The following is a 15,185-nucleotide window of genomic DNA, read 5'->3' as shown; positions in this document are numbered from 1 at the left end:
GGCTTCCAGATCCAACGACAACGCCAGCATCTCCGGCGGGTAACCCGTCTTCTCCGAAACCACCTGCGACAGCACCGACCACACCGCTTCGGCATCGAGCGCCGGGGTCTCACTCACCGCGAGGGCACCGGGCGCCGTGGTCTGGGGCAGGGTCTCGACGTCGACCGCCTGGCGTGCCGGGGCCACGTCCGCCGCTCGCGTCGGCTGGGGGTCGTGGATCGGCGACGGTGCCGTATTCCGTTGTGGAGCAGGTGATTGAGCGTTCGGCGCCGAGGGATGCGGGGCCGTCCGGTGGTCGAGCAGCGCCGCCGCGTGGGTGTGGCTGCCGTTTCCGTTGCCGCTGGGGAGTTCGGCGTGGAAGCCGTTCGTCCCGTTCGTGGTCGCGACATCGACGGTCGGCGCCGGGGATCCGAGTTCGAGGCCCGACAGCGAGGCGAGGATCTCGTTGACCCGGACATGGGTACGGCCGATCGCCAGGCTCTGTTCCTTGATGGCGTGCACGGTCGCGTGGAGGCGGTCATCGGCGCCACCCGTCCGCTGCGCGTCGCGCAGTACCGAGACCAGCCCTTCGGCGACCTCGAGTTGACCCTGCGCGTATCGGCTGTGGATGTCGAGGTGCTGCTGGGCCGCCGCGTCGTATCCGGTCGCGGTCTGACTCCCGACCGTGGAACCCGCCCGGACCGGCGCGGCCGCCGGGGCTTCGGCGCTCACCAGTTCCCGAGTGGGGGCGTGCGTTCGGGCGGCCTCGGCCTGTGCGGCGGCGTAGGTCTCGGCGGTGACTCGCTCCTGCTCGGCGGCGTGCGCTCGGGCGACCACCTGTGCCTGTGCCGCGGCATCGGCTTCGGCGGCCGCTCGCGCCTGGGTGACAGCTTCCAACACGACCTTTTCCTCGATTCCCTTGCGGTAGAGCTCCTTACGGGATTCCGGCACGAAATCACGGCCGTTGAGCCGCACCACCATGCCGGGCGCCTCCGGCACCGCGAACGGTGCGGCGTCGTGGCGGTGGATGTCGACGATCGGCGCACCCAGCACCGCCAGGTGCAGCGCCGCCTTCTTGAGCGCCACATCGCTGTCGCCGGTCGGCCCCTGATCGGTGGACAGGGCGATCACCTCGGCGCCGAGCGTGCGGCGCACGAGCGAGGTGAGCGTGGCCTTCGGGCCGAACTCGACGAACACATTGCAGCCGTCGGCCTGCATGGCCCGCAGACCTGCCACGAACTCGACGGTTTCGAGCAGCTGCTCGGTGAGCACGCGCCGGTTGGTCGCGACCCGCGCACCGTATTCGGCATCCCGGGAATTCGCGTAGATCTTGGCCTTGGGGGCACGAATGGCGACGCTCTTCACCGCCGCCTTGAACGGCTCGACCGCGTGGGCGACGTAGCGGGTGTGGAACGCGCCCGCCACCGGCAACTCTCGTACGGTCAGCCCCTGTGCCCGGCCCGCCGCGACGAATGCCGCGACGGCGGCGGTGCCGCCTCCGACCACTACCTGGTCGGGAGCGTTGTGGTTGCATACGCTCACATCGGGATGGTCGGCGAGGATCGCACCGACCTGTTCACGGTCGGCCTGTACCGCCGCCATCGTGCCCGCGTCGGCGTCGGTGTCGATCGCCATCGCCGCACCGCGCGCCCTGGCGAGGGTGAAGTAGTCGACGGCGTCGAGCGAACCCACCGCCCACAGCGCGGTCAGCTCACCGAAGCTGTGGCCCATGAACCCTTCGCAGGCCAGGCCGCGCTCGGACAGGAACCGGTACTGGCCCACCGACAGCGCCGCGATCGCGGGCTGCGCGAACTCGGTGCGCCGCAACATCGCCTCCTGGGCGTTGCGCAGCTCGGGGTCGAACACCGGCGCCGGGAACACCACTGCGGCAGGCGGCCGGGCGGCGTCGGCGAACACGGCGTTGGCCTCGTCGAAGGCGGTGGCGACGGTGGGGTTGTTCAGCACCGCGGCCAGGCCCATGTCCACGTACTGGCTGCCCTGACCCGCGAACAGCGCGCCGATCTTCAGATCGGGCATGGCACGCCGGCGGAAGACGATGCCGCGCGGATGAGTCCATTCGTCGGTGTCACCGGCGAGTTCGGTCACCGCCAGTGCGCGCAGTGCCGACGCTTCCTCGTCGTCGCGCGCCACGAACCCGACGCGCGCGTGCTCGGCCGGAATCCCGGCGTCACCGTTCGGGGCGGCGTCCGAGCTCAGCAAGCTCGCCAGTTCGGCCGTCGAGGCGGCGTGCCACAGGTGGACCCGCGCGGTGCGGTGCATCGTGAGCGCGTGTCCGCGGTCGTCGCCTGCTTCCTCGAGGATCGCGTGAAAGTTGGTGCCGCCGAAGCCCATCGCCGATGCCGCCGCGCGGCGCTGCGGCCGGTGCGGATCACGAATCCACGGCCGGGTCCTGGTGTTGATGTAGAGCGGCGAGGAGTCGTCGAGCGCCTTGTTCGGCGCGGTGACATTGATCGTCGGCGGCAGCATCTTGTGGTGCAACGCCAGCGCCAGCTTGATCAGGCTGGCCGCACCGGCGGCGCCCTTGGTGTGCCCGATCTGGGATTTCACGCTGCCGATCGCGGCGTAGCCGGTCTCGTCGGTGGCCTCGCGCAGCACCGCGTTCAACGCGGCGAGTTCGGTCTGATCGCCGACGCGGGTGCCGGTGGCATGGGCCTCGAACAGCCCGATCGTGGCGGGCGAGCAGTCCGCGTCCTCGTAGGCGCGGTGCAGGGCGGCCTGCTGGCCTTCGGCGCGCGGGGCATAGATGCTCTTGAAGCGCCCGTCGCTCGACGATCCGATGCCCTTGATCACCGCGTACACCCGGTCACCGTCGCGCTCGGCGTCGGCGAGGCGCTTGAGGGCGATCATGCCGATGCCCTCGCCGACCAGGGTGCCGTCGGCACTGTCGTCGAGCGGCTTGATGACACCGGACCGTGACAGCGCCCCGACCTTGCTGAAGCACAGGTAACCGAAGATCGAGTTCTCGGTGTCACAGCCACCGGTGATCATCATGTCGGCGCGACCGGACACCAGCTCGCTGATCGCGACGTGGACCGCCGACAGCGAACTGGCGCACGCCGCGTCGACGGTGCAGTTCATGCCGCCGAGATCGAGGCGGTTGGCGACCCGGCCCGCGATCACATTGCCCAGCAGACCGGGGAACGAGTTCTCCTCCCACGACGGGAAGGCATCGGCGTACTTCTGCGCGATCTGTTCGGCGTCGGCCTGCGTCAGTCCGCAACTGCGAATGACCTCCTTGAGCACCGGCGTCGACAGCCGGGCGGCCAACGGGTGCGACAGCGTGGTCGGTCCGGCGACGCCGAGGACCACCCCGGTGCGCTCGGGCCGGTACCAGTCCGACCCGACCGCGCCCGCGTCGGCGAGCACGTCACGGGCGACGAGCAGGCTCAGCAACTGCACGACCGTGGTGACCTCGAGCTGGTTGGGCGGCAGCCCGAACTCGGTGACGCTGAACGGCATCTCGGGCACGAAACCGCCGCGGCGGCAATAGGTCTTGTCGGGCGCCGTCGGGTCGGCGTCGTAGTAGTCGTCGAGATTCCAGTGCGTGGCCGGCACGTCGGACATGCAGTCCGCGGCGTCGACGACGTTCTGCCAGAAGTCACGGAAGTTGGCGGCCATGGGGAACAGTCCGCTCAGCCCGACGATCGCGATCGGATTGTCGGCCAGTCGACGCGTCATGGCCGGGTCTTCGGAGTGCCGAAGGTGGTCGTTCATGGTTGCTATCCCTTGTCTTCTGCTCAGAGTTGCGAAACTCGCACAGTCCGGACCTCGTCGATGAGGTCGGCCATCGCCGTGCCGATGAGCTGATGGCCCGCCGGACTCGGATGCATGCCGTCCGGGGACCACATGACCGGGTCCGCGGTGATGGGTGCGTTCACCAAATCGAGTCGCACGAGATCGAACTCGTGGACGAGGTCGTCGAGATAGTCGTTGGCTTGCGCGAATCGCGACCGCAACACTGTGCGGACGGATTCGGGTAGGCCGGGCAGACGGTCCGGGATGTTCGGCCAGTTCGTGGTGAACACCAGCCGATCCGGGCGCGCCAGCCCGGCGTAGATGTGACGCAGGTTGCGGCGGAAGCGATCCGGGTCGTAGTCGGTGACCAGGTCGTTTCCGCCGACGATCACGCCGATCAGCGGAGCATCGGCCGCGAGGGCGACCGGCAGCTGCCGGTCGAGGACATCCTGGGTGGTGGCCCCGTAGGAGCCGAGGTTCAGGGTCGCGCCGGAAATTCCGAGCAGGTGCTCGACGTGCGCGACAAATCCCGCGAAGGAGCCGTCGGCGTTCACCGAACCGCCGCGCCCCTCCGCGAAACTGTCGCCGAGCACCATCAGCTCATGCGTTGGCACCGAGCAATTTCGCTATGCGTTCCGGTGCGAAGAATTCCTCGCCGGTCATTCCGCCGCCGACCATCGCGAAGAAGTCCTTGGCATATTCTTCGTTGTTTTCCAGCGCACGGAAAACAGCCAGCAATTGCGGGGTCAGTTCGAGCGTGGAGATGGTGCAGGTGAATTCGAAACCGGACTGCGATTTCTCGTCACGCTCGCGCTGGTAATCGGCGAGCGCCTCGGCCATCGGCCGCTGGTCACTCAGACCCTCGTGTACCCGCTCGGCGAGCAGCGCCGCGTAGTCGAACGCGTCGGAGATGCCGAGCCCGGTGAACGGGTCCTTGTGGTAGCCCGCGTCGCCGACCAGTGCCCAGCCTTCGCCGTGCGACTGGCGGCGGTAGTTGTCCGGATACCGCATCGGGTAGAAGCGGTCCTCGCGCTTGCCCTTGGTGACCAGTTCCTCGGCGAACTCGGGCAGGATCTCGCGAGCGACCTTCACGAAGTTGGCCTCGACGTCGGCGCGGAAATCGGCGTAGGTGTCGATCTTGCGCATGACCGCGACGAGGGTCTGGTCGTTGTGGGTCGGCCAGATGCCGATCTGCTGTTTGTCGCCGATGCGGCTGTGGAACTCCGACTGCGACAGGCCGCTGAAGTAGGAGTAGTAGATGAAGCACTCGGCCGCGACCTTCGTGTAGGTCTCGGCGCCGACAGCGTTGGCGACGAACGAGTTGGTGCCGTCCGCGCCGATCACGATGCGGGCCCGCTCCTCGGCGATCTCCCCACCGGCGACCGAACCGCGAATACCGACGACCACACCGTCTTCGATGATCAGTTCACTCACGGTGTAGCCGGTGCGAACCTCGGCACCGGCCTCCTCGGCGCCCTCGACCAGGATCGCGTCGAGTTCGGTGCGCCGCGGCGCGTAGGTGGCATCGATGCCCTGGATGGGATCGGCAAACCCCGCGATGACGATGTCGAGGTAGGACACCGTCATCCGCTTGATCGCCGGCACACCGGTGGCGATCAGCTTGTCGAGCAGGCCCCACTGGGCCAGCTTGGCCAGCCCGCGCTGCTGAATGTAGTGCGTCGAGACGGTGTCGCTGGGGAAGGTGGCACGGTCCACCACCAGGACTCGATGCCCCTGCCTCGCCAGCAACATGCCGACCGGTGAACCCGCGCACCGCGCGCCGACAACAATCGCGTCATACATCAGGGTGACTCCTCAGTAAATGAAACGCTTATGGCCCCGGTTGCGATTTTACGGAGACGAACCACTCGATCCGCGTACCGATTTCCAAACGGATTACATGAATAGGTGTTCCAGAACAATGGTGTCGAGTATTAGCTGTCCGGCAGCCCGGATGAATAGTTGAATTCAACTTCCGTTCATCACGAGAAACGGTTCGATATGGGCTAATTGGGGCATGCCAACTGGAAATGAACCGGCCCCCGGAATTGCCGCAGCGCAGGCTCGGCTGACGAATATGACCGGTGCCGCGACACCGGACTACGAACAGATCCGCAAGACCGTCGACACGCTCGTCCCGTTCGTGAACCTGGTGGGCGTGCGGATGACCGAGCTGGGTCCCGGCTCGGCGGTGGCCGAGATCCCCGAGGCGCCGGCGATGAGCAATCACCTGGGCACGGTGCACGCGGGCGCACTGTTCCTCGCCGCCGAAGTAGCCTGTGCCGGTGCGTTTTCCGGCGTCATCGCGCCGCGCATCCTGCACGTGCGGACCTTTGTGCTGCGCGGCACCAAGGCCACCTTCTTCCGGCCTGCCCGCGGTCGCGTCCGCGCCAGCGGCACGGTGAGCTCCCCGATCCTGGCCGAGGTGGTCGGGCGCAGGACCGAGGAGCAGTTCGATATCACCGGAAAGGCGCTGCTGCACGACGACAGCGGCGCCTTGCTCGCGAAGGTGGATCTCGAGTACTTCTGCTGGCTGGGCGCGGCCTAGTCCGGATACAGCGTGGCGATGACGGCGCCGAAATCGGCTTCGATCGCCGCGCGGCGCAACCGCAACGACGCTGTCAGCTGACCCTTCTCCATCGAGAAGTCCTCCGCGAGAACGGCGAACCGGCGAATCGACTCCGCACGGGAGACGAGCCGGTTCGCCGCCTCGACACCAGCGGAGATCTCCGCCAGCAAGCGGGTGTCTTCGGTCGGGACCCCGGCGGACACGTCGACACCGTGCTCCGCGGCCCAGCGAGCCAGCACCACCGGATCGACGGTGATCAGGGCGCTCACATACGGTCGGCCTTCACCGACGAGCATGCAGTTGCTCACCAAGGCGTGCAGGCGAACCCGGTCCTCGAGCGGCGCGGGCGCCACGTTCTTGCCGCCGCTGGTGACGATGATCTCCTTGCGCCGGCCGGTGATGAACAGGAATCCGTCCTCGTCGAGCCGGCCGAGATCGCCGGTGGCCAGCCACTTCTCGGCCGCGTGGCCGCCGTCGGGCCAGTACCCGGGGAAGACCTGCGGGCCCCGGACCAGGATCTCGCCGTCGTCGGCGATCGCGACGGTCGTGCCGGGCACCGGTCGGCCGACCGCGCCTGCCCGATTGGCGTGCGGCGCACTCATACTGACCGTCGACGACGCCTCGGTCAGGCCGTACGCGCCGATGATCTCCACACCGATGCCGGTGAAGAAGTCCGCCGTCGACGGTTCCAGCGACGCGCCACCCGCGACCATGTGCTCGAGCCGCCCGCCGAGCATGCCACGCCACTGTTCGCCGATCCGGGCGTCGATCACCGCGCCCGCCGGTGGCTGCTGACCGCGCCTGCGCGCGTGGCCGACAGCGATCGCCGCCGCCTCCGCGGCGTCGTACCGATCACTGCCGAGTGCCTGACGCGCTGCCTTGCGGATCTTCTCCAGGACGTAGGGGACACCGATCAGGAACGTCGGTCGAAAGATCGGCAGTTCGGCGGGCAGTTGCGCGGGGGTGGCGACCAGGCCGGTGCGGACTCCGGCCGATACACACCCGAACTGCACGACCCGCCCGTACACGTGCGCGAGCGGGAGGAACAGCAGTGTGGACGCGGGATCAGCTGGGGTGCGGCGGAATACGGTGTCGAGGAGTTCGACCACGTTGGCCGCGGCGGCGAAGATATTGCGGTGCGTCAGCAGGCAGCCCTTGGGGACGCCCGTGGTGCCGCTGGTGTAGACGATCGTCGCGACATCATCGGCGCGTACCGCCAGCCGACGCTCGGTGGCCTCGGCGTCGGCGATCGGATCGCCCTGCTCGATCAGCGCGGGCAACGACGAACCGAGCAGCCAAGCCCGGCCGCGCAGATCGTCCCCCGCGGCCGCACCGATCAGGTCGCACTGCTCGGTCGTCTCCACGAAACACGCGCTGGGGCGGGCGTCGGCCACGATGTGCTGGATCTGCTCGGCCGACGACGTCGGATACACCGGTACCGCTACCGCGCCCACGCTCAGCACGGCGAAGTCCGCCGCCGACCATTCGAAACTGGTCCCACCGAGGATCAGCACCCGATCGCCCGCGCCGATCCCGTTGGCCAACAGGCCTTTCGCGAGTCCGAGAACGAGTCGCGCGAACTCGCCGTAGTCGACGTCGAGCCAGCCCTCGACCGTCTTTCGGCTGAACACCACGGCCGACGGATCGGCCGCGGCCTTGCGGAACACCACGTTGGCCAAGTTGTCGTCATCGGCCATCGTGACCAGTGGCGCGACACTGTATTCCTGCGCGACCCGCGGTCCCTGCACGGCGCTGTCATCCTGCACGGCGCTGTCATCCTGCACGGCGCTGTCTCCCTGCACGGCGCTACTCATCGTGACTCGATGCTGGTCAGCGGGGCCGGAACGTAGGTCGAGCAGCGGCCCGGCAGCCGCACGCCTGCCGCGCGCAACTGACTCACGCGGGTGGCGAACGCCGCACCGTGCATGATCTGCAGCCCGACCTCGGCGACATGGCGGTGCGCCGGTGCGGCCAGGTAGGTGCCGGCGACCCAGTCGTTGAACGCGCCCATCGCGGGCCCGCACCAGATCTGATAGTCGAGGGTGCGCTCGGGCGTCGCGGCCGTGCTCCAGCCGGACGACCGGCCCAGATACCACCGGAAGATCAGTGCCATCCGGCGTTTCGGGTTCCCCTCGGCGCGCGCGATCTGCTCGGGGTCGCGCTCACGGAAGTAGCCGAGGCAGTCGTTCCACACCTCGTCGAAGGAGCGGGCCAGGATCCGCTGCTCGATTTCGGCGCGTTCGGCGGCGGGGATCGCCTCGATGCCGTCGTAGCGCCGATAGGTGTCGTACAACCGCCGTGCGCGGCTCGCGAACATCGTGCCGCGTTGCAGGACCTGCACGTCGACGCCGAGTTCGAACATGTCCGACGAGGGCGCCATGGTGGTGTCGGCGACGCCCGCCGCGGCCAGCAGCCGCTTCGCCGTCTCCGACTGCGCCGCTTCGACGGTGGCCTGATTGACCGACCCCGTGACCACGTAGGAGGCACCCATCGCGAAGGCCGCCGCGGCGGCCGCCGGGGTGCCGATGCCACCGGCCGCGCCGACCCGGACCCGCTGGGCGAAACCGTATTCGCGCTGGATCCGTTCGCGCACCGCCAGCAGCGAGGGCAGCAGCACCACCAGCGGACGGCGGTCGGTGTGGCCACCGGAATCCGCCTCGCCGGTGATGTCGTCGGCCATCGGAACCGATGCCGCCAGCTGCGCCTGCTCGGCGGTGATCTCTCCCGCGTCGAGCAGTCCGCGCACCAGATGCTCCGGCGCCGGGCGCAGGAACAGTTCGGCCACCTCGGCGCGAGACACCTTGGCAATCACCCGGTTTCGGGCGATGACCTGACCGTTCGGGTCACGGTGCAGGCCGGCCAGCCGGTAACGCACCACCTGCGGGGTCAGGTCGAGGAAGGCCGACGCCTCCACGCAGCGCACCTCGTGGCGCAGGCACGCGTCGACGATCGCCCGCTCCAGCGCGTTCTCGCTGGGGCTGTGGATCAGGTTGCAGGCGAAGGGTTTTCCCGGCGCCTCACGCCCGATCGTGGCCAGGGCCTCGTCGATCCGGGCGGGCAGCACACCGGCGGCGCCGAACGAGGCGAGCAAGCCGGCGCGCGCCATCGCGACCACCATCGGCGCCGAGGCGATCCCGTTGGCCATCGCACCGGCGTGGTAGGCGAAGTTCACGCCGTGGGTCTGCCGGAACTCGGTGTTGCCCAGCGTTTCCGGCCGCAGCGCCGGAGCCGCGGCCAGCACTTGCGCACCGCGAGCGGTACCGGCATCGGTGGTCACCGCGACACCGCGATCGTCACGGACCACGAACACCGGCTTGTCCAATTCCGACAGCGCACGGTAGATGGAGTTGTCGTCCCTGGCGAGCGCCGAGGGTGCAAGGGAAGTCGTCACTGTGCCAATCCTTCTGAGAGCCCGAGGGCAGAGGTCGCTAGCGAGAGGTGCCGCAGACGGTCGGCGCCGCGAACGACACCGTCGTCGCCGAGGAGCGGCCGGCCTTCCTGAGGCGAGGCAGTCGGTCTTCGTGTTCCGAGGGGGTCGGGCCTCGCTACCGGGGCGGTCGGCCTTCGGTAACCCAGGCCGCGACCGCGGGCGCGACCAGTTCGCTGTCCTTCACCCACGACGCATGGCCGATGTGGGTGAAGCCCGAGGTCCGGTCGATGTGCCAGCGGTGCTGCTGGGCGGCGCCCATCCGCTTGCTCAGGAACCGCACCGTGGACTCGGGGCCGAGCGGGTCGCCGTCGAGCGAGATGAGCAGGACCGGCAGCGTGAATTCGCGCAGCAACCGGTCGTAGTCGCGGGCACTGCCGCTGGGCCGGTAGTTGCCGGTCCGCAGGTGCCGGGCCCAGTCGATCATCACGCCCGCGGTCATCGGCCCGATGCCGCCACCGCCGGTCCACCGGCCGCGCAGCCGGGTGACCGCACCGACCGACAGGCCGCGCGCCAGCACCTCGAGGCGCCTGCGCAGTTCGAACGACCACCAATACACCGAACCGGTACCGATCGTCGTGATGCTCGCGACCCGATCCGGTTCGGCCGCGGCGAACAGCAACGCGAGCTGTCCGCCGAGGCTGTGCCCGAACAGGTGCAGCGGCGCCTGGGGGAACCGCTCGCGCAGCGCGTCCGCCACGGCGGGCAGGTCCACCTCGATCAGCTCGCGATAGCCGAACCCGGGACCTTCCCCCAGTGCGGGCAGGCTGTCGCCCTGCGCGCGCAGATCGAGGACAGCGGCCGTCAGTCCGGCCGCGTGCAAGGCCGTGACCAGCGGCAGGTAGTACTTGGCCTTGATGGCCATGGCGGGCAGGATCAGCACCACCGGTGCGGCCGGATCCGCCTGCGGCAGCAGGCGGACCGCCAGGGTGGCGCCGTCGGGGGTGGCGACGGTGGTCGATTCCAGCCCGACGATCTGGGCGCGTTGCTCACTCATCACGCCTCCGCGGCCAGCGTGCAGACGTAGTCGAGCGCGACCTTGCCGACCAGCACACCCGCCGTGTCGTACATCAGCGCCCGCGCGTCCACATCCAGCCGCTGGCCACCCTTGGCCGCCAGTACCGTCGCGACGTCGCTCGGGTCGATGACCCCGATCGCCCGGATCCGGCCGAGGGCGGGCTTGCGGAACGACAGCCGCGCGTCGCGCAGCACCAGGGTGTCGATGGCCGACAACCGCGACGCCAGCGCGCCCACGAAGGCGCACGCGCCGGCGATATCGGCGGCCAGGAATTGCGCACCGGCGTGCACGGTACGCAGATGGTTCAGGACGTAGGGCTCGTCGGGAATTTCCACGATCGCGCGGTGCGGACCGATTTCGGTGATCTCGGTCCCCGCGTGGGTACCGAAGGGGACCAACTTGCTCACAATTCGCTGCAGATGCAAGAAGTCGGGGTTATCCGGATCGATCGCCTCGAATACCGAACCGAGGGTGGCTGAGGTTTTCAGTTCAGGTGCCATGAATTAATTGCACCATCCGCACCCGCCGATTCGGATTTCCATTGCCGATCTCAATCGACCGAATGGTAATCAACTCGCCAGCGGTTCTCCGTACACCTTGCCGCGGATAGTGGATTGCAGGAAATTCTTCGTAGAATCGAGGCTGTCCAGGAATACCTGCACCACTTCGTTGGGACTGTCGACGCGCCAGGCGACCTGTAATTCCACCACCGGTTCCGGATCGACGAGGGGAACCACCTTCAAACCCATCGGCCGCGGCTCGTCCATGCTGATGAACGACGCGAACCCCACATACCGGCGGGCGGCCACGGTGATCTCGGTGGCCACCGAGTCGTTCATGTACTCGGCGACCTTCGGGAACGCGCCCGCCCGCTCGCCCGCGGTCATGATGGCGTCGTACATCGCCGGGCTCACCTCGCGGTTGAACAGCACACACGGCGTTTCGGCCAGTTCGCGGATCGAGATCGAGGACCGGTCGGCCCACCGGTGCCCCTGCCCCACCAGCGCGCCGATGCGCATCTGCAGCAGACACCGCGACAGCACCGACCCGCCGTTGGACGCGCCGCCGTAGAGCAGCCCGACATCGAGCTCCCCGCGCGTGAGAGCGGTGAGCTGCGGCCCGGAGCGACCCGAGCTGAGTTTGGTGGTGATATTGGGGTAATGCGCGTGCAATTGGGCCAGTGACCTGGGCATGATGAGCTGCCCGGCCCGCCCGTTGAACCCGATGTTGATCTTGCCCATCCGCCCGGCCGCGATGTCGCGGACGGTGTTGGTCGCCGAGTGCACCTCCCCGAGAATCCGTCGCGCGTCGGCGCGGAACGCCTCGCCCGCGGGGGTCAGCTGCACCACCCGCGACGTCCGTGACACCAGTTCGACGCCGAGATGGCGTTCCAGGCGCTTGAGTTGCTGGCTGAGTGACGGTTGCGTGAGGTGGAGCCTGGCGGCCGCCCTTCCGAAGTGCAGTTCGTCAGCGATGGCAAGAAATGCCTCGATATGCCGTGTCTCCATAGTGCGCGCCTCGCGTGATCAGGTACGTGACTCGTCCGAGATATGCACCTTGTATAGCGGCACCGCACGTCATCGGGGAACGGGCCCGTGAAGCTCAGATGAGCAGCGACCGAATTCCTGCCATTTGTACGGCGTGTCCACCCCGCCTCGCGGTGACCGGCGCCGCGAGCAGCACGATGAACACGGTCGATTCGGCACTCGAATCGCTGACTCGGAAAAACCCGATGATCCCCGTCTTGACAGGGCGATCCATTTCGTACCGCAATTGATCAATAATGCGTTCCGCGTTGTCGCCCACGACACCGGAGTGGAAGACTTTTATCCGGTGCAGGCGAAGTAATTTCGACGCCGATTTTCGAAGGAGCCCAGAATATGACGACCACGGTTGCCAGCCAGCACGACGCCGAGTCGACACTGGCCGAACTGTTCGCTCCCGATACCCGACCCGATCCGTATCCCGTCCACCGCGCCCTGCGCACGAAGTCCCCGTTGGTCACCAAAGGCGGCGACCTCGTGATCATCGCCAACTACGCCGATTGCCAGCAGGTGCTGCGCGATCCGTCGGTGCGCAACGACCCCAAGCTTTCCCGGCTCGGCAAGGATCACCCGGAGCGCCCGGAGTCCCTGCTGTTCCTCGATCCGCCCGCGCACACCCGCATTCGCCGGCTCGTGTCGAAGGCCTTCACGCCCAGGGTTATTCGGGCCTCGCAGCCGCAGATCCACTCGATCGTGGACGAACTCATCGAAAATATCGCGAGTAAGAGCGAATTCGACGTGATCTCCGAATTCGCGCTGCCCCTGCCGGTGCGGATCATGTGCGCTCTGCTCGGCATCCCCGTCGAGGAGTTCGGCGACTTCGAACCCGCCGCCCGCCGCCTGGGCCGTGTCCTGGACTTCAACCTCGTCGTCCACAACGACGACCTCGACGACGCCGAGGGCGCGCGCAACGAGCTGATGAACTACCTGGTCAACCTGATCGCCCGCAGGCGCGGCAACCTCGGCGACGACTTGCTCTCGCGACTCATCGAGGTCGAGGAGGAAGGCGAGGTGCTCAGCGAGGGCGAACTGCTCGCCACCTGTGTGCTGCTGATGGTCGCCGGCCACGAGACCACCGCCAACCTCATCGCGAACGGCGTGCTGGCCCTGCTCCAGAACCCGGACCAGCGCGAGATCCTCGCCGCCGACCCCGAATTGGGCATCAGCGCCGCCGACGAGGCTTTGCGCTACGACGCGCCGATCCAGTTCGTGATGCGCATCGCCACCCGCGACATGGAGGTGAGCGGCACCGCGATCAGCCCCGGCACCGCGATGCTGGTGCTGCTCGCCGCGGCCAATCGCGATCCCGAGCACTACCCCGACGCCGACCGCTTCGATGTGGCCCGCGGCGCGGCCGACCACCTCGCCTTCTCGGCCGGGGCGCACTTCTGCCTCGCCGCGGCGCTGGGCCGGGCAGAGGGCGCCGCGGCGCTGTCCGCCTTTGCCGGCCGGGTGATCGACCCGGTGCTCGTCCCGGGATCGCTGCGCTACCGGCCCAATGTGAACCTGCGTGGCATCGACGCTCTGACCGTCACGCACGGCGGAGTCCGACTCCGTTGACCTCCGATTCGACTACCCCCTCCACAGAAAGCCTGTTATGAACTCGCACCACCACGGCCGTAAGGCCGGATGGGGGATCGTGCTCGTCGCGGTCACCACGCTGCTCGCAGCCTGCGGCCAGAACACCTCGGCCCCGGCCGCGGCCGACGACCCGGTGACCATCACCTTCCTGTCCTACACCTACGGACAGGCCAACCCGCTGGGCAAGGGCATCGAGAAGTTGATCAACGACTTCCAGACCGCCAACCCGAAGATCACCGTCAAGCCGCAGTCGGTCCCGACGGCCGACGCGCTCACCAAACTCCAGAGCGAAGTGGTGGCGGGCAACCCGCCCGATGTCGCGCAGATCGGATGGAGCAAGGTCGCGCAGGCCTCGCAGACCTTGCCGCTGCGGTCGCTCGAAGAGGTCGCCGGCACCGACGAGTGGAACAAGCACATGGCGGGCTTCGTGCCGTCGGTGCTGAAGGCGACCCCGGTCGCCGGTGCGAAGAAGCCGGTCGCGATGCCGTTCATGATGGCCACCCCGGTGGTCTTCTACAACGCCGACCTGTTCACCGCCGCCGGGCTCGATCCCGCCCAGCCGCCCAAGACGATGGCCCAGCTCAAGCAGGCCGCGCAGGCGATCAAGGACAAGACCGAGGCGCAGGGCGTGTACGTCTCGGCGGCCGACCCGGGCAAGTCCGACTACCTGACCCAGTCCCTGGTCAACAGCGCCGGTGGCGCGCTGGTGTCGAGCAGCGGTGAAGTCACCGTCGACTCGGCCCCGGTGATCACCGCGCTGTCGACGATCCAGGATCTGACCAAGTCCGGTGTGCAGCCCGCGGTCGACTTCGCCTCCGCGCAAAGCGCTTTCAACTCGGGCAAGCTCGGCATGCTGGTCACCACCGGCGGTGGTCTGCTGACCCTCGACGCGGCAGCCAAGGGCAAGTTCGCCCTGCAGGTGGCGCCGCTGCCCGCCTTCGACAACCTACCTGCCCGCCCCACCTTCTCCGGCTCCGGCCTGACGGTCGTGGCCAAGGACGCCGCCAAGGCGAAGGCGGCGTGGAAGTTCGTGCAGTTCATGACCAACGATGAGAGCTTCAAGCTCATCGCCTCGCAGATGGGCTACCTGCCGCTGCGGACCGCGGCGGAGTCCTCGGCCGATCCGCGACTCGGCTCGGCTGTCAAGCAGATGGCCGATCTGGCTCCCTACACCGCCTTCCCGGGCAAGCAGTCCAACCAGGGCGTCGTCATCCTCCAGGACGAAGCCGTCGAACCGATCGTCCTTCGCGGCGCCGACCCGGCGGCGACCCTGCGCGCCGCCGCCGCGAAGATCCGCGGACTCAACTGAGT

At 68.2% G+C, this 15,185-nt stretch carries 12 protein-coding genes; 3 read left to right on the top strand and 9 right to left on the bottom strand.

The annotated features are described in order from the left end of the window. The 3 genes from ACWF99_RS07845 to ACWF99_RS07835 all read right to left on the bottom strand — a co-directional run. Positions 1-3,714 (bottom strand): beta-ketoacyl synthase N-terminal-like domain-containing protein (locus ACWF99_RS07845; protein ID WP_452535420.1); only part of this gene is annotated, 3,714 nt, incomplete at its 3' end. A 23-nt stretch (positions 3,715-3,737) separates the two neighbouring features. Next, the gene (locus tag ACWF99_RS07840) at positions 3,738-4,349 is read right to left on the bottom strand and encodes a GDSL-type esterase/lipase family protein (RefSeq protein WP_378626842.1); all 612 of its coding nucleotides are present in this window, start codon (positions 4,347-4,349) and stop codon (positions 3,738-3,740) included. Continuing rightward, positions 4,336-5,538 (bottom strand): NAD(P)/FAD-dependent oxidoreductase, encoded by a 1,203-nt coding sequence (locus tag ACWF99_RS07835; RefSeq protein ID WP_452535418.1) that lies wholly within the window; start codon positions 5,536-5,538, stop codon positions 4,336-4,338. The genes ACWF99_RS07840 and ACWF99_RS07835 overlap by 14 nt, the downstream gene beginning before the upstream one ends. A 274-nt stretch (positions 5,539-5,812) precedes the next feature. Between ACWF99_RS07835 and ACWF99_RS07830 the strand changes: the two genes are divergently transcribed. Further along, positions 5,813-6,283, top strand: a complete 471-nt coding sequence (locus ACWF99_RS07830; protein ID WP_378626839.1) for a PaaI family thioesterase — start codon at positions 5,813-5,815, stop codon at positions 6,281-6,283. Here ACWF99_RS07830 and ACWF99_RS07825 read toward each other — a convergent pair. The 6 genes from ACWF99_RS07825 to ACWF99_RS07800 all read right to left on the bottom strand — a co-directional run bounded on the left by ACWF99_RS07825 (position 6,280) and on the right by ACWF99_RS07800 (position 12,555). Beyond that, positions 6,280-8,118: an AMP-dependent synthetase/ligase gene (locus tag ACWF99_RS07825; protein WP_452535416.1), complete on the bottom strand. Its 1,839-nt coding sequence runs from the start codon at positions 8,116-8,118 to the stop codon at positions 6,280-6,282. The genes ACWF99_RS07830 and ACWF99_RS07825 overlap by 4 nt on opposite strands. Next, on the bottom strand, positions 8,115-9,695 hold the full coding sequence (locus ACWF99_RS07820; protein WP_378626836.1) for a PfaD family polyunsaturated fatty acid/polyketide biosynthesis protein: 1,581 nt from the start codon (positions 9,693-9,695) through the stop codon (positions 8,115-8,117). Before ACWF99_RS07820 ends, ACWF99_RS07825 begins: the two co-directional genes overlap by 4 nt. A 154-nt stretch (positions 9,696-9,849) precedes the next feature. Beyond that, on the bottom strand, positions 9,850-10,728 hold the full coding sequence (locus tag ACWF99_RS07815; RefSeq protein ID WP_452535415.1) for an alpha/beta hydrolase family protein: 879 nt from the start codon (positions 10,726-10,728) through the stop codon (positions 9,850-9,852). Next, positions 10,728-11,249, bottom strand: coding sequence for a DUF4442 domain-containing protein (locus ACWF99_RS07810; RefSeq protein WP_378626832.1), 522 nt, complete (start codon positions 11,247-11,249; stop codon positions 10,728-10,730). Before ACWF99_RS07810 ends, ACWF99_RS07815 begins: the two co-directional genes overlap by 1 nt. Before the next feature lie 69 nt (positions 11,250-11,318). Further along, complete coding sequence (locus tag ACWF99_RS07805; RefSeq protein ID WP_378626831.1) at positions 11,319-12,257, bottom strand: LysR family transcriptional regulator; 939 nt, start codon at positions 12,255-12,257, stop codon at positions 11,319-11,321. 94 nt (positions 12,258-12,351) lie between these two features. After that, on the bottom strand, positions 12,352-12,555 hold the full coding sequence (locus ACWF99_RS07800) for a hypothetical protein (protein ID WP_378658386.1): 204 nt from the start codon (positions 12,553-12,555) through the stop codon (positions 12,352-12,354). A 74-nt stretch (positions 12,556-12,629) separates the two neighbouring features. Here ACWF99_RS07800 and ACWF99_RS07795 point away from each other — a divergent pair, with 74 nt between their 5' ends. Then, a complete protein-coding gene (locus ACWF99_RS07795) occupies positions 12,630-13,853 on the top strand; it encodes a cytochrome P450 (protein WP_452535413.1) in 1,224 nt (407 codons plus the stop codon). A 37-nt stretch (positions 13,854-13,890) separates the two neighbouring features. Further along, positions 13,891-15,183 (top strand): extracellular solute-binding protein, encoded by a 1,293-nt coding sequence (locus ACWF99_RS07790; protein ID WP_378626827.1) that lies wholly within the window; start codon positions 13,891-13,893, stop codon positions 15,181-15,183. Positions 15,184-15,185: the final 2 nt, after the last annotated feature.

The sequence above is a fragment of the Nocardia sp. NPDC055002 genome (assembly GCF_053608825.1).
The sequence above is the reverse complement of the archived record's forward strand: the minus strand, read 5'-3'. Positions and strand labels throughout refer to the sequence as shown.